Here is a 22,869-nt window from a genome sequence, read left to right on the forward strand (position 1 = left end):
ATGACGGACCAGCACGGTTGCGCGTTCGAGGGCAGCTGCCCCGGGCGCAACACCAGCGCTCGGCTGATCGACCCACGCATGCCGGAACTGGCGCGCTGCCTGACGCTCTTCCAGTACGTCCAGGCCGTCACCGGAGGGCCTGTCGCGCGCATCGACCAGGCCGGCAGCTACGCGGTCCCGAGCCTGCGCGGCGACGCCTTCGCCGTGCACCCGGGCGAGATCGCGCTGCGTCTGGACGCGGCCGGTGTGGACACGGCCGTGGTCGCGCGGGACGAGGGCTCGGTCGCCGTGCGCCTGCTCGACGCGCAGGGCCGGATCGTGCACGAGGGGCGGCTGCTCTCCGACGGGGACCGGCTGCTGGCCGGGCTCGCCCCCACGGTCCACGCCGGGTCGACGGCCGTGACACCTTCCCGGGTCCGTGACGTATCGGCCTGGGAGAACGGCGATCAGCTCGCCCAGCTCGACGCGATCCTCGCGGACGGCGGGCCGGCCCGGCGCGCGGCGTTCAACCGGTATCGGGGCGAGCACCGGGAGATCGACGTCGATGTCGTGCCCGCGGTGCTGGACCACGTCTGCTCCGTCGGGCTGCCGATCGGCGTCGCGGTGTTCGCCCCCTCGGCCATGCAGGCATGCGCCGGCCCGGTCCACGTCACCGACCGGACCACCGGCGGGCGCGTGTTCGCGGCGATCGCGCAGAGCTCGGTGGAGATCGACCTCGCGGGCGTCCGGGCCTGCCGGCTCGTCCGCTCCACGGCGGCCCACGGCCCGACCTCGGCGCTCGAACTAGACGACGCGGACGGCCGCTGCGCCGCGGTCGTCACACAGTTCGGGATCGTGGGGGAACAGGTGCACGCGGCGTGGGAGCACCTCGCGGCGTCGCTGCCCGACGCCTAGCCCGGTGGCACGGAAATTCAGGATCAACTTCCTTTGCCCTGAGGTAGGTTCGGGCGCGACCAGTTGTTCGAAGAGAGGAACGCTGTCTTGCGCAAGCCCCATCGCCGACTGACGACCGTTCTCGGGATCGCCGCGGCCTCCGCGTCGGCGCTCGCCCTGGGCATCGCCCCGGCCCAGGCCGCCGGCAATGTCTTCGAGGCCTCCAACTCCATCATCTCGTCCGAGGTGACCGCGATGACGTACTTCGCCGAGGACGGCGAAATCCTCACCGCCCTCGACATGGACAAGGACGGCCACGGCACGGCCGCCCAGTGGCGCTACAACTCGAGCTCCGCCACCCACTCGTACTACAACGGCTACGGCTACGCCGTCTCCCACGACTGGAACCTGTCCTTCCCGGAGGGCACCACCCTCCAGATCCGCGCCTGCCTCCAGGACGGGTCCAGCGGCACCCCGTACGACTGCGGCGGCTGGGAGTACGCCAGGGCCTGAACATCGGGCCCGACGGTCGCACGGCAGTCAGGGGGCGGGCCCGCGGGCCCGCCCCCTTCGTGACCGCTTAGGGTCGAGGGCGTTCCGTCCCTCGTCGAGCCGGAGGTCGCCGCATGCGGATCTCGCAGCGGGCCCAGTCCGTCGCCCCGTTCTACGCCATGGAGTTCGGCAAGCATGCCGCCGCCCTGGAAGCCCAGGGCCACCATGTCGTCAAGCTCAGCCTCGGGGAGCCCGACTTCGGCGCACCCCCTGCCGTCGTCGAGGCGATGCGGACGGCCATGGACGGGCGGCCCATGAGCTACACCGAGGCGCTCGGGATGCCGTCCCTGCGGCAGGCGATCGCGGGGTTCTACGGGGAGCGGCACGGCGTCGACGTCGACCCGGGCCGTGTCGTCGTGACCGCCGGGGCCTCGGCCGCCCTGGTGCTGGGCGCGGCCGCGCTCGTCGACGCCGGGGACGAGGTGCTGATCGGCGACCCGTCGTACCCCTGCAACCGGCAGATCATGGAGAGCTTCGGCGCCCGGGTCACGCTCGTCCCGACCAGCGCGGCCTCCCGCTTCCAGCTGGACGCGGACTCCGTGCGGTCGCACTGGACGGACAGCACGCGCGGGATCATGGTCGCCACCCCGTCCAACCCGACCGGCACCTCGGTCCCGGAGGGTGAACTCGCCGCGCTGTGCGACCTCGCCCGAGAGCGGGACGCGTGGCGGATCGTCGACGAGATCTACCTCGACCTCGGCGACCACGACGACCAGGACCGGCCGCCGCGCAGCGCGCTGTCGTTCGACCCCGACGCCGTCGTCATCAACAGTTTCTCGAAGTACTTCGGCATGACCGGCTGGCGGCTCGGCTGGTGCGTCGTCCCGGAGATCCTCGTACCGGCGCTGGAACGCCTGGCCCAGAACTACTTCCTGTGCGCCTCGACCCCCGCCCAGCACGCCGCTCTCGCCTGTTTCACCCCCGACTCCCTCGCCGTCTGCGAGGAGCGCCGAGCCGAGTTCGGGCGCCGGCGCGCGCTCGTCCTCGACGGCCTGGCACAGCTCGGACTGCCGGTGCCCGTGCCGCCCGACGGGGCGTTCTACGTCTACTTCGACGTCAGCGGCACCGGGCTCACCTCGTGGGAGTTCTGCGCCAGAGCGCTCCAGGAGGCGCACGTCGCGCTCACTCCGGGCCGGGACTTCGGGGTGGGCACGGCGGAGACGCACGTACGCCTGTCGTACGCGGCCTCCGCCGGGGAACTGCGCGAAGGGATCGCCCGGTTGGGGGAGTTCGTCGCAGCACTGCGGTAGCGCGTCGTTTCACGGAACGCACACATACCTCACCCGTTAGCTTTAAAGTTCAAGCGATAGGCTCTTCGCCAGTCGAGTGGGGGCGACGGAGCCCACGCGCCGCGCTGCTCACTTCCCCCCACAGGCACAGGAGAGTCGTGTGAGCGACGGCGACGTAGTGGTGATCGGCGGCGGCTACGCGGGAGTCCGCCTGGCGAAAAAGCTGGACGGCACGGCGCGGGTCACGCTGGTGGACCGCAAGGAGGTCTTCTTCCACCGCATCGCCTCACTGCGCGCCGGGATCCGGCCGGAGTGGTCGGTGACGCCGTTCATCCCGTACGACCGGCTGCTGAACAGCGGCCGGGTGGTGCTGGGCAAGGCGCTGCGCATCGACACGGAGGCCCGGCAGGTCGTCCTGGCGACGGGGGAGCGGCTGCCGTACGACGTGGTGGTGATCGCCACCGGCGCCGACTATCCCGAACCGGCCCGCTTCAACGGCACCACCCCGGACGAGGCGGTGAAGGCCTTCGCCGGGCATCAGCAGGCAGTCGCCCGTGCCGGGCACGTCCTCGTGGTCGGCGGCGGGCCCTCCGGCGTGGAGCTCAGCGCGGAGATACGGCTGGCCCGGCCGGACGCCCGCGTCACCCTGGCCCACTCCGGGTCGGCGCTGCTGCACGGCACGGGCAGTGAGCGGGCCGGGCGCAAGGCGCTGGCCTGGCTGGAGGCGCATGACGTGGACGTGCGGCTGAACTCCTTCATGTCGCCCGGCTTCGACTTCGGCACCTATCGCGACGCGCACGGCAACGTCATGGAGGCCGACCTCTCCTTCTGGGCCACCGGCACCACACCCAACACGCTCTGGCTACGGCTGGGCGGCCACGGCGACTGGCTGAACCACTCCGGACACGTCAAGGTCGACCGCACGCTCCGGGTCGACGGGCGTCCGGACGTCTTCGCGGTCGGCGACGTCAACGACGCCACGGAGCTGAAGATCACCCCCGTCGCGCTGGCCCAGGCGGACCTGGCGTTCCACAACATCCGCGCCCATCTCCAGAGTTCCGGCAAGCACCGCAAGGAACCCCGCTTCTACAAGCCCATCCACCGCACCCCGCTCATCGTCCCGTTCGGGGCAGCCGACGGCATGACCCTGCTGCCGGTGCCGGGCGGGGAGAGCGCGGTGCTGGGAGGACGGACGTCGGTGCTGGCGAAGGCGAAGACGCTGATGACGCCTTATATGCGGCGGCAGTTGGGGTACACGGCGGCGTGAGGTGGTGGAGAGGCTGGGGGGCGGAGTGGCTCAGCCATTAGCCGCGGCGAGTGGCCGAGTGGCGCAGTGGCTCAGCCTTTCGCTCGCCGTCCGCTCCGCCTCGGCGCCGGTTCCGCGCCGTCGAGGAGTTCCAGGCGGCGTTCCTCGCCGTTCTCCTCGACCTGGAGCACCACCTGACGCAGGCCGTCGGCGAGGTCGCGGCACTCCTCGCCGGTGAGGCGGGAGGCGACGAAGGCCTCCTCCTCGTTGAAGGCGGGGAACAGCCGCCGCATCAGCGCCTCGCCCTCCTCGGTGAGGCTGAGCAGCACCAGGCGACCGTCGGACGGATGACCGGCCCGCTTCAGCAGCCCGCGCCCCTCCAGCGTGCGCGAGACCCCGGTGAGCGTCCCCTTGGAGATGCCCGCCTCCTCCGCGACATGCCGGGTCTCCGACTCGCCCCACACCCACACCACCCACAGCACGACGAACGCCGTCCAGGTGAGGTCGGCGCCGCGCAGCACGGAGTTCTCCAGGTGCTGACGTACCGCCGAGGCGGCGCGGTGGATGTTGGCGACCACCGCCATCTGATCGCGGTGGATCGGGATTCCCCCGAGCTTCGCCGCCGCCAGTTTCTCCGCTTCGGTGATGGACCGCTGGCCGGGCACAGGCACGCTCCTTTGATCGTTCGGAGTCAAATTGTACGAGGGCGCGGCCCACCTGCGGAGAAACGGGGAACGCCCCGGCCGACCCGTGAGGGCCGGCCGGGGCGTCCCGGTGATCGGATCAGGCTCGGATCGGGCTCAGACCAGGTCGAAGCGGTCCGCGTTGGACACCTTGACCCACGCCGCGACGAAGTCCTTCACGAACTTCTCCTTCGCGTCGTCGCTCGCGTAGACCTCGGCGAGCGCGCGGAGTTCGGAGTTCGAGCCGAAGACGAGGTCGGCACGCGTACCGGTCCACTTGACCGCGCCCGAGGCGTCACGGGCCTCGAAGTGGTTCTGGTCCTCGGAGGTCGACTTCCACTCCGTACCCAGGTCGAGCAGGTTGACGAAGAAGTCGTTGGTGAGGACACCGGGGGTCTCGGTGAGGACACCGAGGGACGTCCCGCCGTGGTTGGCGCCGAGGACGCGCAGACCACCGACGAGGGCGGTCAGCTCGGGGGCGCTCAGGCCGAGCAGGTTCGCCTTGTCGAGCAGCAGGTACTCGGCCGGGAGGCGGTTGCCCTTGCCCTGGTAGTTGCGGAAGCCGTCCGCGGTCGGCTCGAGGGCGGCGAACGACTCGGTGTCCGTGTGCTCCTCGGTCGCGTCGACACGGCCCGGGGTGAACGGCACCTCGACGGCGTGACCGGCGTCCTTGGCGGCCTTCTCGACCGCGGCGGCACCGCCGAGGACGATCAGGTCGGCCAGGGAGACCTTCTTGGCGCCGGAGTTGAACTCCGACTGGACGCCCTCCAGGACACGCAGGACCTGGGCCAGCTCGTCGGGCTGGTTGACCTCCCAGCCGGCCTGCGGCTGCAGACGGATACGAGCACCGTTGGCGCCGCCGCGCTTGTCGCTGCTGCGGAAGGTGGACGCGGACGCCCACGCGGTCGACACCAGCTGCGAGACGGTCAGACCCGAGTCGAGGAGCTTGGCCTTGAGGGCCGTGACATCGGCGGCGTCGATGGCCTCGCCCTCGGCCTGCGGCAGCGGGTCCTGCCACAGCAGGGTCTCCGCCGGGACCTCCGGGCCGAGGTACAGGGACTTCGGGCCCAGGTCACGGTGGGTCAGCTTGTACCAGGCGCGGGCGAAGGCGTCCGCGAACTGGTCCGGGTTCTCGTGGAAGCGCTTGGAGATCTCACCGTAGATTGGGTCGAAGCGCAGCGAGAGGTCGGTGGTGAGCATCGTGGGCAGCTTCTTGGAGTCGCTGTGGGCGTCGGGGATGATCGCCTGAGCGTCCTTGGCCACCCACTGGTTGGCGCCGGCGGGGGACTGGGTCAGCTCCCACTCGTAGCCGAAGAGGATGTCGAAGAAGTCGTTGCTCCACTGGGTGGGCTTGGTGGTCCAGGTGACCTCGAGACCGGAGGTGATGGCGTCGCCGCCCTTGCCGGTGCCGTGGGTGCTGGCCCAGCCGAGGCCCTGGGCCTCGATCGGGGCGGCCTCGGGGTCGGCGCCGACGTTGTCCGCCGGGCCGGCGCCGTGGGTCTTGCCGAAGGTGTGACCACCGGCGATGAGGGCGACGGTCTCCTCGTCGTTCATCGCCATACGGCGGAACGTCTCGCGGATGTCGCGGGCCGCGGCGATCGGGTCCGGGTTGCCGTTGGGGCCCTCCGGGTTGACGTAGATGAGGCCCATCTGAACGGCGCCGAGCGGGCTCTCCAGCTCACGGTCGCCGGTGTAGCGCTGGTCGTCGAGCCAGGTGGTCTCGGGACCCCAGTACACGTCCTCGTCGGCCTCCCAGACATCGGCGCGGCCGCCGGCGAAGCCGAAGGTCTCGAAGCCCATCGTCTCCAGGGCGACGTTGCCGGTGAGGATCATGAGGTCGGCCCAGGAGATGGACTGGCCGTACTTCTTCTTCACCGGCCACAGCAGACGGCGGGCCTTGTCCAGGTTGCCGTTGTCCGGCCAGCTGTTCAGCGGCGCGAAGCGCTGCTGGCCACGGCCGCCACCGCCACGGCCGTCGCTGATGCGGTAGGTGCCGGCGCTGTGCCAGGCCATCCGGATCATCAGCGGGCCGTAGTTGCCGAAGTCCGCCGGCCACCAGTCCTGCGAGGTGGTCAGGATCTCGGCGATGTCCTGCTTGACGGCAGCCAGGTCGAGATTGCCGAACGCCTCGGCGTAGTCGAACTCCGCACCGAGCGGGTTCGCGACGACCGGGTCCTTCGCGAGGATCTTCAGGTTGAGTCGCTCCGGCCACCACTGCCGGTTTCCGCCGCCCTGGGTGGGGTGTGCGGCGCGCTCGTGCGCGACCGGGCATTTACCTTCAGCGGCGTTGTTCTCGGACATGAGGGGTAATTCCTTCCGGGGTTTGGTGCTCAAGCCTTGCGGGCGGTGGAACAGGAGGGGCACAGGCCCCAGTAGATGACCTCGGCCTCGTCGATGGCGAAGCCCCGGTCGTCCGAAGCGGTCAGACAGGGCGCGTGCCCGACCGCGCAGTCGACGTCGACGACAGCCGCGCATTCCCGGCAGACCAGGTGGTGGTGGTTGTCGCCGACCCGGCCCTCGTACCGGGCGGGGCTGCCCGGTGGCTCGATACGGCGGACGAGTCCCGCCGCGGTGAGCGCGTGGAGGGCGTCGTAGACGGCTTGTACTGATATGTGGCCGACCCGGTCCCGGACCCCGGAGGTCAGGGCGTCGACCCCGAGGTGGTCACCGGCGCGGACGGTCTCCAGAAGCGCGACGCGGGCGGCCGTCACCCGCAGGCCGGCCCCCCGCAGATCCCCTGCGGTGGTCGGAGGCTGCGGTGAAGTCATGGGGGTCAACCTACCCCCATAAACACGAATGGTTCAAGAAATGGATTCGTTCCAACTCTGTGCGGTGTCGTGTTGCCGTGCGTTCACCTTGCGTGGTCTCCCGCCTGCCCTCGCCCTCAGCGTCGCGACCGGCGTACGGCTCCCGCCGCTGCCCCTGCCGCGGCCAGCCCCACGGCCGCAAGCGTCATGCTCTGCACCCGGCGTCCTGGAGCCGTCGGCCGGGCGTCGGGGGCGACTCCGTACGCACTGCCGGCCGGCCCGGGCAGTCCACAGGCCAGCAGCTCCGCCAGATGCACCGCCTCATGGCCCCCGCTGTCGAACTCGTGGATCTGTGTGCGGCAGCTGAACCCGTCGGCCAGTACGCCGTGCCCGCGTCCGCCTCCCGCAGACGCGGCAGCAGTACCCGCTCCGCGCATGCCTCGCTGACGTCGAGATGCCCGGGCTCGAAGCCGAAGTTCCCGGCGAGTCCGCAGCAGCCGGAGTCCAGCCGCTCGGCGTCCACCCCGGCGCGGCGGAGCAGCTCGCGGTCGGCGTCCCAGCCCAGGACCGCGTGCTGGTGACAGTGCACCTGGGCGAGCGCCCGCGCGGAGCGGTCCGGCACCTGGGGCGGCTCGTAGCCGGGGGAGTGCGCGGTGAGCAGCTCGGCGAGGGTGACGGTCTGTGCGCGCAGTCGCCGTACGTCCGGGTCGCCGGGGAACAGGTCGCCCGCGTCCGAGCGGAACACGGCCGTGCAGCTCGGTTCCAGGCCGACCACGAGGCCGCCTTCGCGCAGATGCCCGGCCAGCCGGCGCACGGTACGGCCCAACACCCGCTCGGCGACGCCGAGTTGTCCTGTGGAGATCCAGGTCAGCCCGCAGCACAGCGGTTCGTCGGGCAGTTCGACGCGCCAGCCCGCGTGCTCCAGCACCTGCACGGCCGCCCGGCCGACATGCGGGTGGAAGTGGTTGGTGAAGGTGTCCGGCCAGAGCAGGACGCTGCCGCGGGCGCCGGCGCCGTACGGCTCGTGCCCCGCGAACCACTGCTGCAGTGTCCGGTCGGCGAACAGCGGCACCTCCCGGTCCTCGACGCCCGCGACCGCGACGGCCGCCCGCGACAGCGGCGGCGTGTGGGTGAGGGCGTTGACGACCGGCCCGAGCCGGGCGCGGCCGACGGTCTGGGCGAGGAGGGGCAGCCAGCCCATGGACAGATGTGCGCGCGGCCTGCGCCACCAACGGCCCTTGTAGTGGTGGGACAGGAACTCAGCCTTGTAGGTGGCCATGTCGACATCGGCCGGGCAGTCCTTCTTGCACCCCTTGCAGGCCAGGCACAGGTCGAGCGCGTCCTGTACCGCCTCGGCCCCGTGTCGCTCTGGTAGCCGAACTCCTCGAACAGGCCCCGCAGTCGGCGCAGGTAGTCGCCCAGCCGCTCGGGCGGCACCGCCGAGTCCTCCCGGCCCTCGAAGGTGTCCGGCCGGTCGGGCACATGCGCGGTGGCCCCGAGCCCGGCCTCCCGCACCTGCCACAACTCCTCCTGGTGCGCGGGATCGTCGAGGAAGGCGACCTCCGGGTCGTGCTCGGACTCATGGAGCGCGTCCAGCATCCGGTGCGCCCGCTCGTCCGCCTCCTCGACGGTGTCGCTGCCGAACTGCACCATCAAGTAGGCCTGCCTCTCGGGGAGTTGGGCGCGCGCCTTCGGGTTGAGGTGCTTGAGCTGCTCGTCGTGCAGGAGGTAGGAGTCGAGGCCCTCCAGTGCGATCGGCTCGTACGGCAGGATTTCCGGTACGGCGTCGGCGGCCCGGTCGATACCGGGGAACCCCAGGACCACCAGCGCGCGTTCCTTCACCACCGGCACCAGCTTCAGCTCCGCCCGCAGGACGGTGCCGAGCGTCGACTCGCTGCCGACGAGGAGCCCGGCGACGTCGAAGCCGTGCTCGGGGAGCAGGGAGTCGAGGTTGTAGCCGGAGACGCGGCGCGGGATGTCGGGGTAGCGGCGGCGGATCTCGTCGGCGTGGGTGTCGCGCAGGGCGCGCAACTGCCGGTAGACGGCGGCCCGTAGATCACCTTGCCGCTCGATCTCGGCGTACTCCTCGTCGCTCGTCCTGCCGCACCAGAACCGGGTGCCGTCGTAGAGCAGCACCTTCAGACGGGCGACGCCGTCGACGACCTTGCCGTACGCCTGTGCCGTGGCGCCGCAGGAGTTGTTGCCGATCATGCCGCCGATCGTGCAGTTGGCGTGGGTCGCGGGTTCGGGGCCGAACCGCAGCCCGCTCGGGGCGAGTTGCCGATTGAGCTCGGCGAGGACGATGCCGGGCTGGACGACACAGGTACGGGCTTCGGTGTCCACGGACTCCAGCCTGTTGCCGTACTTGGACCAGTCGATCACCACGGCTGTGTTGGTGCACTGTCCGGCCAGGCTCGTCCCCCCGCCCCGCGACAGCACGGGCGCGTCGTGCTCCCGGGCGACGGCCACCGCCCGCACCGCCGCCTCGGGCGTGTGCGGCACGACCACCCCGATCGGCGTCTGCCGGAAGTGGGAGGCGTCGGTGGAGTAGGCGGCCCTGCTTCCGTCGTCGAAACGGACCTCGCCGTCGACACGGTCGCGCAGGGCGGCCTCCAGGGACTTCGCGTCGACGGTCGCCCCTCGTCGTACGACGGGAGCGGGCAGCTGCGACCCGCCCATGGACCCCTCCTCCGCTGTGGCCTGCGACAAGGTGCGCTTCGGGTACCCGGAGCGGTGCGGGGCAATCAGCGGGAGACGGTCATCGGCCCTGGCAGGCGCGGGAGCGGAAGTCCTCGACGGAGCCCGTCTCGTAAGCGTCTCCTTCGCCGCTCCAGTAGCGGACCCGGCCGGGGGTGAGGGTGGCCAGATCCGCGGGGGTGAAGGTCACGTTGCCGGTCGACCAGGAGTTGTCGCGGGTCCAGCCGTACAGGTGGTAGCTGCGGTTCCTCTTCAGGGACTGAAGGGGTTTGTCGACGCTCCAGCCGTCGCCGGCCGTGTCGAGGGGCCAGGTCGCGAATCCCTTCACGGACGCGTCGCCGCTCCATCTCCCGACCTCGACCGACCTGCTCTCGTCCGGGTCGGCGGGCTTGCTGTCGGTGTACAACGTGGCGCCGTCGATGTGATCGTGACAGACCATCAGCACCCCCATCGGCCGCCCGTCCGCGTCGACCGTGATGCCCGTGGCGCCGGCGATCGGCACGGTGCAGCCTGACACCGCGGCGACCGCCGCCACGCCGGCTGCCGCCAGAACGATCCGTCTTCGTCTCATCCCCTCATCTCACCGTGCGCCGGCCCGTTCCGTGGCGAGATCCGGGAACAGGCCCCGCGCCGGTGACTACTCCGGGGCCGCGTCCTCGGCGAAGTCGGGCACCAGCGCGCCCATCGCCTGGCGCTGGGTGGGTCCCATGATCCGGGCCAGCGCCTCCTTGACCGTCTGTGCCAGGACCCCCGAGGCCTCCTTGAGCAGGCCTCGGGCCTTCTCGGTGAGGGCGACCTCGATGCCGCGCTTGTCGCCGCAGACCGATTGGCGGGTGACGAGGCCGGCGTGCTGGAGGCAGGCGATCTGGTAGGTGAGGCGGGTCTTGGGGCGGCCCAGGAGTTCGGCGATCCGCGTCATGCGCAGACCCTCCGAGGGGTTCCCGGCCAGCAGGCACAGGACCAGGAACTCGTCGTGCGAGACGTCCAGCCGCTCCTTGACCACGGAGCGCAGCTCCTGCTCGACGGCTCCGGTGGCGGCCAGCATCAGCATCCAGGCGTGCAGCTCTGCGGGCAGGAGTCCGCCACCTGCGGCGGAGGGGCAGTCGGAGTGATCGGCCATGACGCCCAGTCTACCTGTTGTCCAATTTTGAATCAGAGGGGTTGTTCATATTTGGATGACCCGCTAGCTTGAGGTCATTCAAATTTGGATGACCCCTGGACAGGGGCATCAGCACGAAGGAGACCCCGTCATGACCGTCGCCGTGGAAACCGGCCTGTGGCAGCTCGACACCGCCGCCTCGACCGTCGCGATCAAGCACAAGTCGATCTGGGGGCTCATCACCGTGAAGGGCGCCTTCACCGCCGTCACCGGCCAGGGCGAGGTCCGCCCCGACGGATCCGCCGTCGGCACCCTGACGCTGACCGTCGCGTCCCTGGACACCAAGAACCCCAAGCGCGACACCCACCTGAAGGGCCCCGACTTCTTCGACGCCGACAACCACCCCGAGCTCACCTTCGCGATCCGCAGCGCGGAACTCCGCGACGGCGACAAGGTCCACGTCATCGGCCAGCTCACCGCGCGCGGCATCAGCCGCCCCCAGACCTTCACCGCCCGCCTCACCGGCGCGGACGCCGACGCCCTCACCCTGGACGCCGAATTCTCCGTGGACCGCAATCAGTTCGGGATGGGCTGGAACCAACTCGGCATGATCGCCCGCCTCACCACGGTCACCACCAGCCTCCGCTTCACCCGGACGGCAGCCTGACGTACACGCTCGACAGCGTCTGCGGTACGGCGGTGAAGGCCCGCAGCCGGATCCGCGCGCCCGCGCGGGGGAGCCCGTACCTCCCGGCGGGCGGCCGGAGTTCATAACGTGCCGTGCCGTGGGCGGGCAGCGTGGCCGGCCCCCGGACGACCGTCCAGTACCGGCTCATGCCCTGTCCCACGGTCAGCATGAAGTGGGGCGAGAGGGCGCTGTCGGCCGTGTTGGTGACCCGGATCGTCAGCCGGGAGCCGTCGGCCGGCCTGGCCCGCTGCAAGCCGGTGACCTGCATCCGCAGCGGCGGTGTGCCCGTCACCGCCAGAGCCGCGCTCACCAGGGCCGGCGACAGCACGAGCAGGGCCACGGCGATCCGCGCCGGACGGGAGCGCGGCCGCACTCCCGGCTGCCACGCGCCCGCGAACTCCGACGCGGGCGCGGTGACGGCCGCCGCCAGCCACAGCGGCGTCATCATCAGGTAATAGCCGTCCTGTGAACGCGTCGCCAGGAAGAAGGCACACCACGGCAGCACGGTCGCAGCGGGCCCCAACCGCCGTACGAACAGCACGAACAGCGCCAGCAGACCCGCCGCCAGCAGCATGCTCGCGTGCGCGTACCAGTCCAGCCGGTCGCTGCCACCGGTGAGATAGGCGGACACGTCCACCAGGCCCTGGCCGTGCAGCACCGCCCCCTGGGTCAGCGGCAGGGCGACACCGGTGAGCCAGGGGCCCGGCTCGCTCACGAGGAAATACGTGTCGATCAGCAGCCATACGGTGGCGGCGACCCCGACGATCCGCAGTACCACCAGCGCCGCGGCCCGGCCGCCCAGCTCCCCGCGGCGCACCGCGTAGATCCCGGCCAGCAGGAACGGCGCGAGGAACCACGGCAGTTGCTGCGCCGCACACGCCGCCCCCAGACACACGGCTCGCGCCACCCCGGCCGCGCCCAGCCGCCCGCCCCGACCGATCCGCGGCCAGCGCACCACCACCGGCATCAGCAGGGCGAGCGCGAGGATCGCCGGATAGCCGAGCCGGCCGTACTGCGGCAGCATCGCGAAGCCCAGGCACACCATGGTCGCCGCCGGCCGCCACGGCACCGGCAGCATCCGCCACAGCACCACCGCGCCGACGACCAGCGCACCCGTGCTCACCGCCGTCGCCGGGGCGCCGCCGTGGCCCAGCCACAGCAGCGGCGCGGTCAGCAGCGGGGCGAGCGGCGGATAGCCGTACGTGAAGTCGTAGCCGCCGGTCACCGTGGGGGTCAGGGCGACGCCGTGACCGAAGAGCCAGGGCCACGACTGACCGTAGACGGGGTGCCCCGCGACCAGTTCCCGGGCGGCCTGCGTGGTCAGGAGCGCCTCGTCACTGCCCTGGTGGAGCACCGACCAGGCGCACAGCGTCAGGGCCACGGCCGTCACCAGGACGCAAGCGTCGACGCGGGCCAGCGAACGGGTCCGGCGCACCACCAGCGCCAGCACCCCGCACACCAGGATCGAGGCGTAACAGACCGAGATCACCGCGGCCACGGCGACCTGGTGCGAGGCCGCCTGTGTCCACACCGCGCGTGTCCCGATGAGGAGGCTGATATCGGCGAGCAGCGTCAGGACGCGATGCCACTGCGCGGGGGTTTCCGGGCTGGGGGAGGACACCGCCGACTGCGTCCGCCGGCCGGGTGTCACGGGCTTCAGTTCTGCCAAGTGCACGGCACCGGACCGTAATCGCGCCCGGTGAGCGAGGTGGCGGAGGAGGTGAAGAGTCCGGTAGGAGAGGGGTAAGAAAGCGAGGTTTGTCAGTAGACGTCCCGCACGTACCTTTTCGCCGCGGCCAACTGCTTCACATACGCCGCCGCCTCCTGCTCGCCCAGCCCGCCGTGCGCGACCGCGATGTCCTTCAGCGCCCGCTCCACGTCCTTGGCCATCCGGGAGGCGTCACCGCACACATAGAAGTGGGCACCGTCCTGGAGCCAGCGCCACAGCTCGGGGCCGTGCTCGCGCATCCGGTCCTGGACGTAGACCTTCCGGCGCTGGTCGCGGGAGAAGGCGGTGTCGAGACGGGCGAGGGTGCCCTCGTCGAGCAGCTCGGTCAGCTCCTCCTCGTAGTAGAAGTCGCTGGCCCGGTGCTGCTCCCCGAAGAACAGCCAGTTGGGGGCCCGGTGCCCGAGCGCGCGCCGCTCCTGGAGGAAACCCACGAAGGGCGCGACCCCCGTGCCGGGACCGACCATCACCATCGGTGTCGCCGGGTCGGCGGGCGGCCTGAAGTGCGGGGAGGCCTGGACGAAGACCGGTACCTCGGTGTCCGCGTCGGCGTCCGCGAGGAACGGCGAGCAGACCCCGCCGCGCGGTGTGCCGTGCAGGTTCTCGTACCGCACGACGGACACCGTCAGCGAGACGAGGTTCGCGTCGACGAGGGGACTGGAGGATATGGAGTACAGGCGCGGCTGAAGCTTCTTGAGGACGCCCGCCCAGTCCCGCGCGTCCGCCCGCACCGGATGCTCGGCGAGCACGTCCACCGCCTGCCGCCCCCAACTCCACTGCGCCAGCCCGTCCTTGTTGTCGGGCCGCAGGAGTTTCTTCAACTCCCGCCCGTCACGGACGCGTTCACCGACGAAGCGGAGGAAGTCGGGGGTGATACGGGTGATGTCGAGGTGCCGGTGCAGGGCCTCGGCGAAGGGGACGTCGCCGACACCGTCCATTTCCACGGCGGTTGATCCGTCGACCCCGGTGACCGCCAGCCACTCCTCCACCAGGGAGGCCGAGTTGACCGGTCGCACGCCGAGCGCGTCCCCCGCCTCGTACGTCAGCGGGGTTCCGCTCGTGTCGAAGGTGAACCGCCGGACCTCCTTGCCCGCGCCGGGCAGGCTGAGCAGCCGGTTGCCGACGAGACGGGCGGTGGTGGGGGCGGGCCTGGGGGAACGGGCGGACTTCTTCGGCGCCTCGGTCGTGCCGGCGGGCGGGATACTGGTCTCGCTTCCCAGTGCGGAGAGCACCTCGTCCAGCCAGGCGTCCGCGGACGGCTCGAAGTCCGGCTCGCAGTCGGTGCGCGGCGCCAGCCGCACCCCGCCCAGCTCGTCGAGGCGGTCGTCGAGCCGTCGCCCGTGCCCGCAGAAGTCGTCGTACGAGGAGTCGCCGAAGGCCAGGACGGAGTAGCGGACCCCGTCCAGACGCGGGGCCTGCTCGGCGGCGAGCCGGTCCCAGAAGCCGGAGCCGTTGTCGGGCGCGTCGCCGTCACCGAAGGTGCTGGTGACCAGCAGCAGGTCGGCGCCCCGGGGCAGCGCGCCGGGGTCGGTGTCGTCCATGCCGACGAGCAGGGGGCGGTGTCCGCTCGCGGAGAGCCGGTCGGCGACGGCACCGGCGAACTCCTCCGCGTTCCCGGTCTGCGAGGCCCACAGCACGACCACCTCACGGCCGGGCTGCGTGCGGGGCGTCTGAGCCGACCGCGAGTACATGCCGGCCAGCACACCGTTGACCCACATCGCGTGCTCGGGGCTGAACGGCGCGTCCGGCGGCAGCACCGGGACGCCGGGGGCGCCGGAGTCGATGCCCGCGAGGAAGCCGGTCAGGTACAGGCGCTCCTGGGCGGTCAGGACGGGCGGCGGGGCGGGGTCGAGGCCGAAGGGGTTGGCGCCGGGGGTGACGGAGGTGGGGACGATGACCGCGGGTGCGGGCACCGGCGCGGGTGCGGGAGCGGCGGAGACCCGGGTCAGCGACACCGCGCACACCTTGAACTCCGGCTGGAAGGAGATCGGGTCCACCGCGTCGCTGGTCACGGCGTTGACGCTCAGGTACTCGCCGAAGAGGTCGTTCCAGTGGAACGGCGCGAAACAGCACCCCGGCCGCACCCGGTCCGTCACCACAGCGGGCAGCACCGCCCGCCCCCGCCGCGAGGCCACCTCCACCCGGTCGCCCTCGGCGATCCCCAGCGCACCGGCGTCCTCGGGGTGCAGTTCCACGAACGGCCCGGGGTTCAGCTTGTTGAGCTTGGCGACCCTTCCGGTCTTGGTCAGCGTGTGCCACTGGTGCTGGACCCGTCCCGTGTTCAGCACGAAGGGGAAGTCGTCGTCCGGCATCTCCGCGGCCGGTATGTGCGGCCGCGCGTGGAAGACGGCCCGGCCGCTCGCGGTGGGAAAGCGCAGTTCGTCGCCGCTGACGTAGCGGATCGGATTGCGCGCGGGCCCGCCCTCGGCGGCCGGCCACTGCACGGGAGTCTCCCGCAGCCGCTCGTAGGTCACCCCGCGCAGGTCCCACCCCGTGACGGGGTTCCAGGCGCGTCGGATCTCCTCGAAGACCTGCTCGGCGCTGTCGTACGAGAACCCCTTCTCGTACCCCATCTCCCGTGCGACGGCCGCGATGATCCGCCAGTCCGCCATCGCCTCGCCGGGCGGGTCGGCGACCGGCATGGTCAGGGTGAGGTTGCGCTCGCTGTTGACGAAGACGCCCTCGCCCTCGGTCCACATCGCCCCGGGGAGCACGACGTCGGCGTAGGCATTGGTCTCCGTCTCCCCGAACACGTCCTGGGTGACGACGAACTCGGCGGCCTCCAGGCCCTCGATGACGGTACGGCGGTTGGCGACCGAGGCGACCGGGTTGGTGCAGATGATCCAGCAGGCCTTGATCTCGCCGTCGGCCATCTTCTGGAACATCTCGACGGTGCCCTTGCCGACGCCGTCCTTGCGGACGGTGCCCGCCGGCAGCTCCCAGAGATCCTCGATGAACTCCCTCTCGGAGTCGACGAGGACGGACCGCTGACCGGGGAGACCGGGCCCCATGTACCCCATCTCGCGCCCGCCCATGGCATTCGGCTGGCCGGTGAGGGAGAAGGGCCCGCTGCCGGGACGGCAGATGGCACCGGTCGCGAGATGCAGGTTGACCAGGGCGTTGGTGTTCCAGGTGCCGTGCGTGGACTGGTTGAGGCCCATGGTCCACAGGCTCATCCACTCACCGGCCGAGCCAATGAGCCGGGCGGCCTCGCGAAGGTCGTCCTCGTTCAGCCCCGTGATCTCGGCGACGACGTCGGGCGCGTAGTCGGCGAGGAACTCCGGCATCGCCTCCCAGCCCTCGGTGTGGGCGGCGACGAACTCGGGGTCGGTGTGCCCCTCCTCGACCAGAAGATGCAGCAGACCATTCAGCAGTGCCAGGTCGGTACCCGGTTTGACCTGCAGAAACAGATCGGCTTTGGCGGCCGTCGCGGTGCGCCGCGGATCGACGACGATCAGCTTCGCGCCCGCCTTGACCCGTTCCATCATCCGCAGGAAGAGGATCGGATGGCAGTCGGCCATGTTCGACCCGATGACGAGGAAGGCATCGGCCCGGTCGAAGTCCTCGTACGACCCGGGCGGCCCGTCGGCGCCCAGCGACAGCTTGTAACCGGCCCCGGCGCTGGCCATGCACAGCCGGGAGTTCGACTCGATCTGATTGGTGCGGACGAACCCCTTGGCGAGCTTGTTGGTGAGGTACTGGGCCTCGAGGCTCATCTGTCCGGACACATAGAAGGCGACCGAGTCCGGACCGTGCTCGTCGATGATCGCGCGCAGCCGCCGCGCGGTCTCGGCGATGGCGTCGGCCATGGGCGCCGGCACCGGCTCCGCACCGCGGTCGTCCCGGACCAGCGCGGTGGTCAGCCTCCCGGGCGCGGATAGCATCTCGGCCGTGGTGGCGCCCTTGGTGCACAGCCGCCCCGCGTTCGCCGGGTGCGCCTTGTCACCGGTGGCCTTCAGGACCGTACGCCGCCCGTCGGGCCCCATACCGACGTCCAGCACGATGCCGCAGCCCACTCCGCAGTAGGAGCAGACCGAGCGCACCTGGGACGTGGGAGTGGTGGGGGTCACACGGGGCCCTTTCGGCAGTCGGTTCTTGCCCCCAGAGCGTACGAATCGCCCATTACGCCGATGTCACATGGCTTGATCATGAGGAGTTACGTCGGACACACAGCGGTTCGTGGCGCGGTGTGAGGGGGTGGGGCTGTCGCGGTCCGTGTCGCTGTTGGGCCGAACGGGTGACTTGGCGTAAGAATTGACCGGTGCAGGCAATGAAGGCGAGCGAGTCCGGGGGGAAACGGTGAGCAGGTACGACGTCACCGATGAACAGTGGGAAGGGCTCGCCCAGGTCGTTCCGTTGCGCGGCCGGGATGCCTGGCCGTCCGCGGTGGACCACCGGGTGCCGCCCGAAGCGGTGACGGAACCGCGCCGCCGCTTCGTCGTGCTGAGGGTGAATGTCTTCGGTGACGCCCGTGAGGTCGCCGAGACCCTGATGGCGGGCATCCCGGTGCTGCTCGACCTGACCGGGGCGGAGGGCGAGGTCGCCAAACGGGTCCTCGACTTCAGCACGGGAGTCGTCTTCGGTCTCGCCAGCGGCATGCACCGCGTCGACCGCAACGTCTTCCTGCTGACCCCGCCCGGCACCGAGGTCAGCGGCCTGATGGAGACCGCCGGCGCCCCCAGCGCCTGACCCCGGTCCCCCGATCGTAGGAAGCGGCGCCCGGCGGAACGGTTCGCCTTGTTCCGGAGGCTTACGGTCCGGACATGTGCGTGACTTCTGTGCCGGCGGGTTCTGCGGCTGATGCGGTTCCGGAGGCTTCCAGTGACCAGCGGGTGCCGACCCAGGGGCGGCCGGGGGGTGACGAGGAGCGTCCAGGGACGTCCGGCGGGTCGTCGGCCGCGAGACGTGCGGAGTTGTCCGCCGAGCGGCGGCCGGGGGCGTCCGCCGGAGACCGCTCGGCGGCGCCGCTGCCCGGCTCACCCGGCGTCCGTGTCGCGGCCGGCCACCACCCCGGTCGCCCCCACCTCGCCGAGCTGCGGCTGTCCGCCTTCGCCTCGCACAGGCGTGCGATCTTTCCGATGGGCCCTCTCACCCTGCTCGTCGGGCCCAGCGGATCCGGCAAGTCGAGTGCGTTGCGGGCGTACGAGGCGCTGGCCCGGCTCGCCGCCGGGGCGGAGCTGGGAGAGGTGTTTCCCGATCCCCTCGCGTGTGTGCCGGAGTGGGCGCGGCCCGACGCACAGCGGCGGCGCGGCTTTCGGATCGGGTGCACGACGGACGGTCCCGAGGGGCCGGTCCGGCTCGACGTCGCCGTGCAGGCCGAGCCCGAGCTCCGGGTCGTGGGGGAGCGGCTGACCGTCGGCGGACAGGTCCTGCTGGAGACGGCGCTGCGCGACCCCTCGAGACGGGCCGTACAGGCTGCCTGGCACACGGCCGGCTCCGCACCGGTGACCCGCGCCCCGCTCCCGGACGACCGGCTCGGCACCGCACTGCTTCCGCTGAGGGTGGCCGGCAAGACCGACGGTCAGCGCCGGGTGCTCGCCGCCGCCGAACAGACGGTCGTCGCCCTGCGTTCCGTGTTCGCCTGCGACCCCCGCCCCGACCGGATGCGCACCCCGGTGCCCACCGGCTCCGGGCGCCTCCTCGGCGGCTGCGACAACCTCGCCGACGTGCTGTGGCGCACCCGCTCCGAATGCGGCCGCCGCCACGCGCAGTTCGTCGCGGCGGTGCGCACCGGATGCGCGGGCCCGGTGGCGGACGTCCTCGCCGAACTTCTCGGCGACGGCGCGGTCCGGGCCGTGCTCGACCGCGGCGAGGGTGCCCGTACGGAACTCGCACGGCTCGGCGACGGCGAGTTGAGGTACCTCGCGCTCGCCCTCGTGCTCTTCACCGGGCCCGGCGTCCTGGAGGTCGACCCCGCCGGTGAGGTGCCCGCGGCGATGCAGACGCTCACCGTGCTCGCCGACGGGTTCGACCGGCGACTGGACCCGCGCCAGCGGGACGAACTCCTGGGCCTCGCCGCCCGGATGTGCGACCGCGGACACATCCGGCTGCTCGGCACGGCGACCGACGCGTCCTGGGCCACGAAGACCGAGGGGCTCACGGTGGTACACCTGGACCCGTGACAGACCCTCTCGATGTGGCGAAACTGCAGCGCAGGCTGGCCGAGTTCGCGGCGGCGCGCGACTGGCAGCCGTTCCACACCCCCAAGAACCTCGTCGCCGCGCTCAGCGTGGAGGCCTCCGAACTGGTCGAGATCTTCCAGTGGTTGACACCGGAGGAGTCGGCCCGCGTCATGGACGACGCCGACACCGCGCACCGGGTCACGGACGAGGTCGCCGACGTGCTCGCGTATCTGCTGCAGCTGTGCGAGGTGTTGGGCATCGATCCGTTGGCGGCACTGGACGCGAAGATCGACCGGAACGAGCGGAGGTTTCCGGCTCCGTAGGGGTGTCGGCTCCGGCCCGCAGGGAGCAGCTCGGTCCGTTTTCACTCTCCGCAGTCAAAATCCGGCCCGAAATCGATTCGTTGTCCACAGATTTCCGCCTTCCTCTGGCTTTTCGTCCCGCCGACCCTCACTCTGGGTAGTGGACAACGGAGTTCGGGCGGCGGACGGGGTCAGCGCATGGACGCGGTGCGGCTCATAGTGACGAGCAGGCGTGCCCTCGCGGGGAGCGGCGCGGCGCCTCAGGTGCTGACGGAGGTGTGGCAGGCGCAGGCGCTGGCCCAGGCGATAGGCAGCAGGCTGGCGGTCTCCGGCCCTCCCCGACTCCGCGGCGAGGCACTGGGGTTGACCGAGCTGGCGGGCAGAGGCTGCGGTGTCCTGGACCGTCCCGACCTGGACACCGCCGATCTGCGCGCCGCCCAGCTCACCGAACTGGGCGACGCCCGCCAGGTTCTGCTCTGCCTCGGCGGCCTGCTCGGCGAGGTGGGCATCGCCCTCGTCGGCCTCGCCTGCGCCGTGGACGACGAAGGCACCTACTGGCAGTGCATGGAGGCGATCGACGCGGCGGACGAGTCCCGGGACCGCGTCCTGGAGATGCTCAACAAACTCGCGGACCGGGATCAGGCATTACCGGAACGGGAGGCGGGGTGAGCGCTCAGAGGTTCCGGACCCCGGGGTGAGCGACGTCGGCGCTCCCCTCAGCGGCCCTCGGCGTCGTCCGCACTCCGCCCCGCCGACTGCAGATCCGCGTCCAGGGCGGAGAGGTCCGCGTTGAGCGACGCCATCAGCTCTTCCATCTGCTGCAGCAACCCCTTCGGCTGACCGGTTGGCCCGGCCCCCTGCTGCGGGACGGATTCTTCGGACATGACGGCCTCCTCGGCCCAGGCCTCCACGGGAGGCCGACACGGGTGACGCCCGGCGCTGACCGGCCGGCGCGGGCGCCGGTCGGTCCGGCTCCGCCCGAGCAACGATCATCACCTTCGCCGGGTCACTGGCCCGGGCAGCCCCCGTGCGCCGCGTTGACGGAATTTCACCCGACCGGGCAGGGGACGGACGGCAGGGGCGGATGGGGTTGACCGGCGGGACGGCGTGCAGGATGGAGGTATGGATCTTCGCATCTTCACCGAGCCCCAGCAGGGGGCCACCTACGACACCCTTCTCACGGTCGCCAAGGCCACCGAGGACCTTGGCTTCGATGCCTTCTTCCGGTCCGACCACTATCTGAGGATGGGCTCCGCCGACGGCCTGCCCGGCCCCACCGACGCCTGGATCACCCTCGCCGGCCTCGCCCGCGAGACCAAGCGCATCCGCCTCGGCACGCTGATGACCGCCGGTACCTTCCGGCTGCCCGGCGTGCTCGCCATCCAGGTCGCGCAGATCGACCAGATGTCCGGCGGCCGCGTCGAACTGGGACTGGGCGCGGGCTGGTTCGAGGAGGAGCACAAGGCGTACGGCATCCCCTTCCCGAAGGAGAAGTTCGGCCGTCTCGAGGAGCAGCTGGAGATCGTCACCGGGCTCTGGGCGACCGAGGCCGGCAGCACCTTCGACTTCCACGGCGAGTACTACGACCTCACCGACTCGCCCGCGCTGCCCAAGCCGGCCCAGGCGAAGATCCCCGTCCTCGTCGGCGGCCACGGTCCGTCCCGTACCCCGGCGCTGGCCGCGAAGTACGCCGACGAGTTCAACATGCCCTTCGGTTCGGTCGAGGACAGCGAGCGTCAGTTCGCCCGGGTGCGCGCCGCCGCTCAGGAGGCCGGCCGCAAGGGCGACGAGCTGACGTACTCCAACGCCCTCGTCGTCTGCGTCGGCAAGGACGACCAGGAGGTCGCCCGCCGCGCCGCCGCGATCGGCCGTGAGGTACCCGAGCTGAAGAGCAACGGCCTCGCCGGGTCCCCGGCCGAGGTCGTCGACAAGATCGGCCGCTACGCCGAGATCGGCTCCCGCCGTATCTACCTCCAGGTCCTCGACCTCCACGACCTGGAACACCTGGAGCTCATCTCGGCGCAGGTGCAGTCGCAGTTGTCGTAACCCTGGAAGACGACCGACCGTCGGACGGGGCTCTGCAGCCCGGTCCGACGGATCACGCGTCCGTCAGGACTTGTGCCCGACCCCCACGTACAGGGGGATCTCCTCGCCGCCCTGCCGTGCGCCGAGTTCGGGATGCCACTGGGCCGCGAGCACGACACCCGGGTCCACCAGCTCCAGCCCGGTGAAGAATCCGGAGAACTCCTCGCGCGAGCGCACCTGTGCCGCCGTACCGCCCTTGCGGTACACCTCCACGACCCGCTCCCAGGTCTCCGGGTCGAAGTCCCCGGTCGCGTGGGAGAGCGTCAAGTAGCTTCCGGGCGCGAGGGATTCGACCAGTTCCCGCACGATCCGGAGCGGCTCGTCCTCGTCCGCGACCAGGTGCAGGAGGGCCACCAGGGACAGCGCGATCGGCTGGGTGAAGTCGAGGGTCTCCCGGGCCGCCGCGAGGATCCTGCCCGGTTCCCGTACGTCGGCCTGGACGTAGGCGGTCTTCCCCTCCGGGGTGCTGTGCAGCAGGGCCTCCGCGTGCCGGAGGACGATCGGGTCGTTGTCCGCGTACACCACCCGGGCGTCGGGGACCGTTCCCTGGACTATCTGGTGGAGGTTCGGCTCGGTCGGGATGCCGGTGCCGATGTCGAGGAACTGCCGGACGCCCCGGTCGGCCAGCAGCCGGGAGGCCCGGTGCATGAACGCGCGATTGGTCCGCGCCATCTGACTCACGGCGGGGAAGTGCGAGGTCACCTGCTCGGCCGCCGCCACGTCGACCGGGTAGTTGTCCTTCCCGCCGAGGAAGTAGTCGTACATGCGGGCCGAATGGGGCTTGCTGGTGTCGATCGTGCTCACAGTCGTGGATCCTCCC

General features: G+C 71.2%; 19 protein-coding genes and 1 pseudogene. 10 read left to right on the forward strand and 10 right to left on the reverse strand.

Going from position 1 to position 22,869, the window contains the following annotated elements; all coding sequences use genetic code 11:
* From OHU89_RS36565 to OHU89_RS36580, 4 genes are all read left to right on the forward strand, one after another.
* A complete protein-coding gene (locus OHU89_RS36565; RefSeq protein ID WP_405649233.1) occupies nt 1-894 on the forward strand; it encodes a hypothetical protein in 894 nt (297 codons plus the stop codon).
* Nucleotides 895-981: 87 nt separating this feature from the next.
* Nucleotides 982-1,386, forward strand: a complete 405-nt coding sequence (locus OHU89_RS36570) for a hypothetical protein (RefSeq protein ID WP_405649235.1) — start codon at nt 982-984, stop codon at nt 1,384-1,386.
* A gap of 113 nt (nt 1,387-1,499) precedes the next feature.
* Nucleotides 1,500-2,675 carry a pyridoxal phosphate-dependent aminotransferase gene (locus OHU89_RS36575; protein ID WP_405649236.1) on the forward strand — a complete coding sequence of 392 codons (1,176 nt, stop codon included), beginning with the start codon at nt 1,500-1,502 and terminating at the stop codon, nt 2,673-2,675.
* Between the two features lie 139 nt (nt 2,676-2,814).
* The gene (locus OHU89_RS36580) at nt 2,815-3,921 is read left to right on the forward strand and encodes an NAD(P)/FAD-dependent oxidoreductase (protein WP_405649237.1); all 1,107 of its coding nucleotides are present in this window, start codon (nt 2,815-2,817) and stop codon (nt 3,919-3,921) included.
* Between the two features lie 71 nt (nt 3,922-3,992).
* On the opposite strand, the gene OHU89_RS36585 is transcribed toward OHU89_RS36580, so the two are convergent.
* The 6 genes and pseudogenes from OHU89_RS36585 to OHU89_RS36610 all read right to left on the reverse strand — a co-directional run bounded on the left by OHU89_RS36585 (nt 3,993) and on the right by OHU89_RS36610 (nt 11,147).
* Nucleotides 3,993-4,565, reverse strand: a complete 573-nt coding sequence (locus OHU89_RS36585) for a MarR family winged helix-turn-helix transcriptional regulator (protein ID WP_266887025.1) — start codon at nt 4,563-4,565, stop codon at nt 3,993-3,995.
* 135 nt (nt 4,566-4,700) lie between these two features.
* Nucleotides 4,701-6,884: a catalase/peroxidase HPI gene (gene katG / locus OHU89_RS36590; RefSeq protein WP_266887023.1), complete on the reverse strand. Its 2,184-nt coding sequence runs from the start codon at nt 6,882-6,884 to the stop codon at nt 4,701-4,703.
* A 29-nt stretch (nt 6,885-6,913) separates the two neighbouring features.
* Entirely contained in the window at nt 6,914-7,351 is a 438-nt protein-coding gene (locus OHU89_RS36595; RefSeq protein ID WP_266887021.1) for a Fur family transcriptional regulator, read from the reverse strand.
* Nucleotides 7,352-7,467: 116 nt separating this feature from the next.
* Nucleotides 7,468-10,009, reverse strand: a pseudogene (locus tag OHU89_RS36600) (FAD-binding and (Fe-S)-binding domain-containing protein).
* Between the two features lie 79 nt (nt 10,010-10,088).
* The gene (locus tag OHU89_RS36605) at nt 10,089-10,598 is read right to left on the reverse strand and encodes a hypothetical protein (RefSeq protein ID WP_405649238.1); all 510 of its coding nucleotides are present in this window, start codon (nt 10,596-10,598) and stop codon (nt 10,089-10,091) included.
* Between the two features lie 66 nt (nt 10,599-10,664).
* On the reverse strand, nt 10,665-11,147 hold the full coding sequence (locus OHU89_RS36610; protein ID WP_405649239.1) for a MarR family winged helix-turn-helix transcriptional regulator: 483 nt from the start codon (nt 11,145-11,147) through the stop codon (nt 10,665-10,667).
* A gap of 130 nt (nt 11,148-11,277) precedes the next feature.
* Between OHU89_RS36610 and OHU89_RS36615 the strand changes: the two genes are divergently transcribed.
* Nucleotides 11,278-11,793: a YceI family protein gene (locus tag OHU89_RS36615; protein WP_266887015.1), complete on the forward strand. Its 516-nt coding sequence runs from the start codon at nt 11,278-11,280 to the stop codon at nt 11,791-11,793.
* On the opposite strand, the gene OHU89_RS36620 is transcribed toward OHU89_RS36615, so the two are convergent.
* Nucleotides 11,774-13,465 carry a hypothetical protein gene (locus OHU89_RS36620; protein ID WP_405654803.1) on the reverse strand — a complete coding sequence of 564 codons (1,692 nt, stop codon included), beginning with the start codon at nt 13,463-13,465 and terminating at the stop codon, nt 11,774-11,776. The genes OHU89_RS36615 and OHU89_RS36620 overlap by 20 nt on opposite strands.
* A 110-nt stretch (nt 13,466-13,575) precedes the next feature.
* Nucleotides 13,576-17,610 carry a molybdopterin-dependent oxidoreductase gene (locus OHU89_RS36625; RefSeq protein WP_405649241.1) on the reverse strand — a complete coding sequence of 1,345 codons (4,035 nt, stop codon included), beginning with the start codon at nt 17,608-17,610 and terminating at the stop codon, nt 13,576-13,578.
* Between the two features lie 229 nt (nt 17,611-17,839).
* Here OHU89_RS36625 and OHU89_RS36630 point away from each other — a divergent pair, with 229 nt between their 5' ends.
* The 4 genes from OHU89_RS36630 (at nt 17,840) to OHU89_RS36645 (ending at nt 20,633) form a co-directional block, all read left to right on the forward strand.
* Nucleotides 17,840-18,229 (forward strand): cell division protein SepF, encoded by a 390-nt coding sequence (locus OHU89_RS36630; protein ID WP_046263090.1) that lies wholly within the window; start codon nt 17,840-17,842, stop codon nt 18,227-18,229.
* A 278-nt stretch (nt 18,230-18,507) separates the two neighbouring features.
* Nucleotides 18,508-19,662, forward strand: a complete 1,155-nt coding sequence (locus tag OHU89_RS36635) for an AAA family ATPase (protein WP_405654805.1) — start codon at nt 18,508-18,510, stop codon at nt 19,660-19,662.
* Nucleotides 19,659-19,985 (forward strand): nucleotide pyrophosphohydrolase, encoded by a 327-nt coding sequence (locus OHU89_RS36640; RefSeq protein ID WP_266887010.1) that lies wholly within the window; start codon nt 19,659-19,661, stop codon nt 19,983-19,985. Before OHU89_RS36635 ends, OHU89_RS36640 begins: the two co-directional genes overlap by 4 nt.
* A 177-nt stretch (nt 19,986-20,162) precedes the next feature.
* On the forward strand, nt 20,163-20,633 hold the full coding sequence (locus OHU89_RS36645) for a DUF6099 family protein (RefSeq protein WP_266887008.1): 471 nt from the start codon (nt 20,163-20,165) through the stop codon (nt 20,631-20,633).
* Nucleotides 20,634-20,680: 47 nt separating this feature from the next.
* Here OHU89_RS36645 and OHU89_RS36650 read toward each other — a convergent pair whose 3' ends face one another.
* Nucleotides 20,681-20,848, reverse strand: a complete 168-nt coding sequence (locus OHU89_RS36650; protein WP_266887006.1) for a hypothetical protein — start codon at nt 20,846-20,848, stop codon at nt 20,681-20,683.
* Between the two features lie 238 nt (nt 20,849-21,086).
* Here OHU89_RS36650 and OHU89_RS36655 point away from each other — a divergent pair, with 238 nt between their 5' ends.
* The gene (locus tag OHU89_RS36655; RefSeq protein WP_266887004.1) at nt 21,087-22,010 is read left to right on the forward strand and encodes an LLM class F420-dependent oxidoreductase; all 924 of its coding nucleotides are present in this window, start codon (nt 21,087-21,089) and stop codon (nt 22,008-22,010) included.
* Nucleotides 22,011-22,073: 63 nt separating this feature from the next.
* Here the strand turns inward: OHU89_RS36655 and OHU89_RS36660 are convergent, their stop codons facing one another.
* Nucleotides 22,074-22,853 carry an SAM-dependent methyltransferase gene (locus tag OHU89_RS36660; protein ID WP_405649242.1) on the reverse strand — a complete coding sequence of 260 codons (780 nt, stop codon included), beginning with the start codon at nt 22,851-22,853 and terminating at the stop codon, nt 22,074-22,076.
* Nucleotides 22,854-22,869: the final 16 nt, after the last annotated feature.

Source organism: Streptomyces sp. NBC_00019, assembly GCF_045041015.1.
Classification (GTDB): Bacteria; Actinomycetota; Actinomycetes; order Streptomycetales; family Streptomycetaceae; genus Streptomyces.

Coding starts and splice junctions, on each gene's coding strand:
- OHU89_RS36565 (WP_405649233.1), top strand. CDS start 1: ATGACGGACCAGCACGGTTGCGCGTTCGAGGGCAGCTGCCCCGGGCGC.
- OHU89_RS36575 (WP_405649236.1), top strand. CDS start 1,500: ATGCGGATCTCGCAGCGGGCCCAGTCCGTCGCCCCGTTCTACGCCATG.
- OHU89_RS36655 (WP_266887004.1), top strand. CDS start 21,087: ATGGATCTTCGCATCTTCACCGAGCCCCAGCAGGGGGCCACCTACGAC.
- OHU89_RS36595 (WP_266887021.1), bottom strand. CDS start 7,351: ATGACTTCACCGCAGCCTCCGACCACCGCAGGGGATCTGCGGGGGGCC.
- OHU89_RS36605 (WP_405649238.1), bottom strand. CDS start 10,598: ATGAGACGAAGACGGATCGTTCTGGCGGCAGCCGGCGTGGCGGCGGTC.
- katG (WP_266887023.1), bottom strand. CDS start 6,884: ATGTCCGAGAACAACGCCGCTGAAGGTAAATGCCCGGTCGCGCACGAG.
- OHU89_RS36645 (WP_266887008.1), top strand. CDS start 20,163: ATGGACGCGGTGCGGCTCATAGTGACGAGCAGGCGTGCCCTCGCGGGG.
- OHU89_RS36615 (WP_266887015.1), top strand. CDS start 11,278: ATGACCGTCGCCGTGGAAACCGGCCTGTGGCAGCTCGACACCGCCGCC.
- OHU89_RS36650 (WP_266887006.1), bottom strand. CDS start 20,848: ATGTCCGAAGAATCCGTCCCGCAGCAGGGGGCCGGGCCAACCGGTCAG.
- OHU89_RS36610 (WP_405649239.1), bottom strand. CDS start 11,147: ATGGCCGATCACTCCGACTGCCCCTCCGCCGCAGGTGGCGGACTCCTG.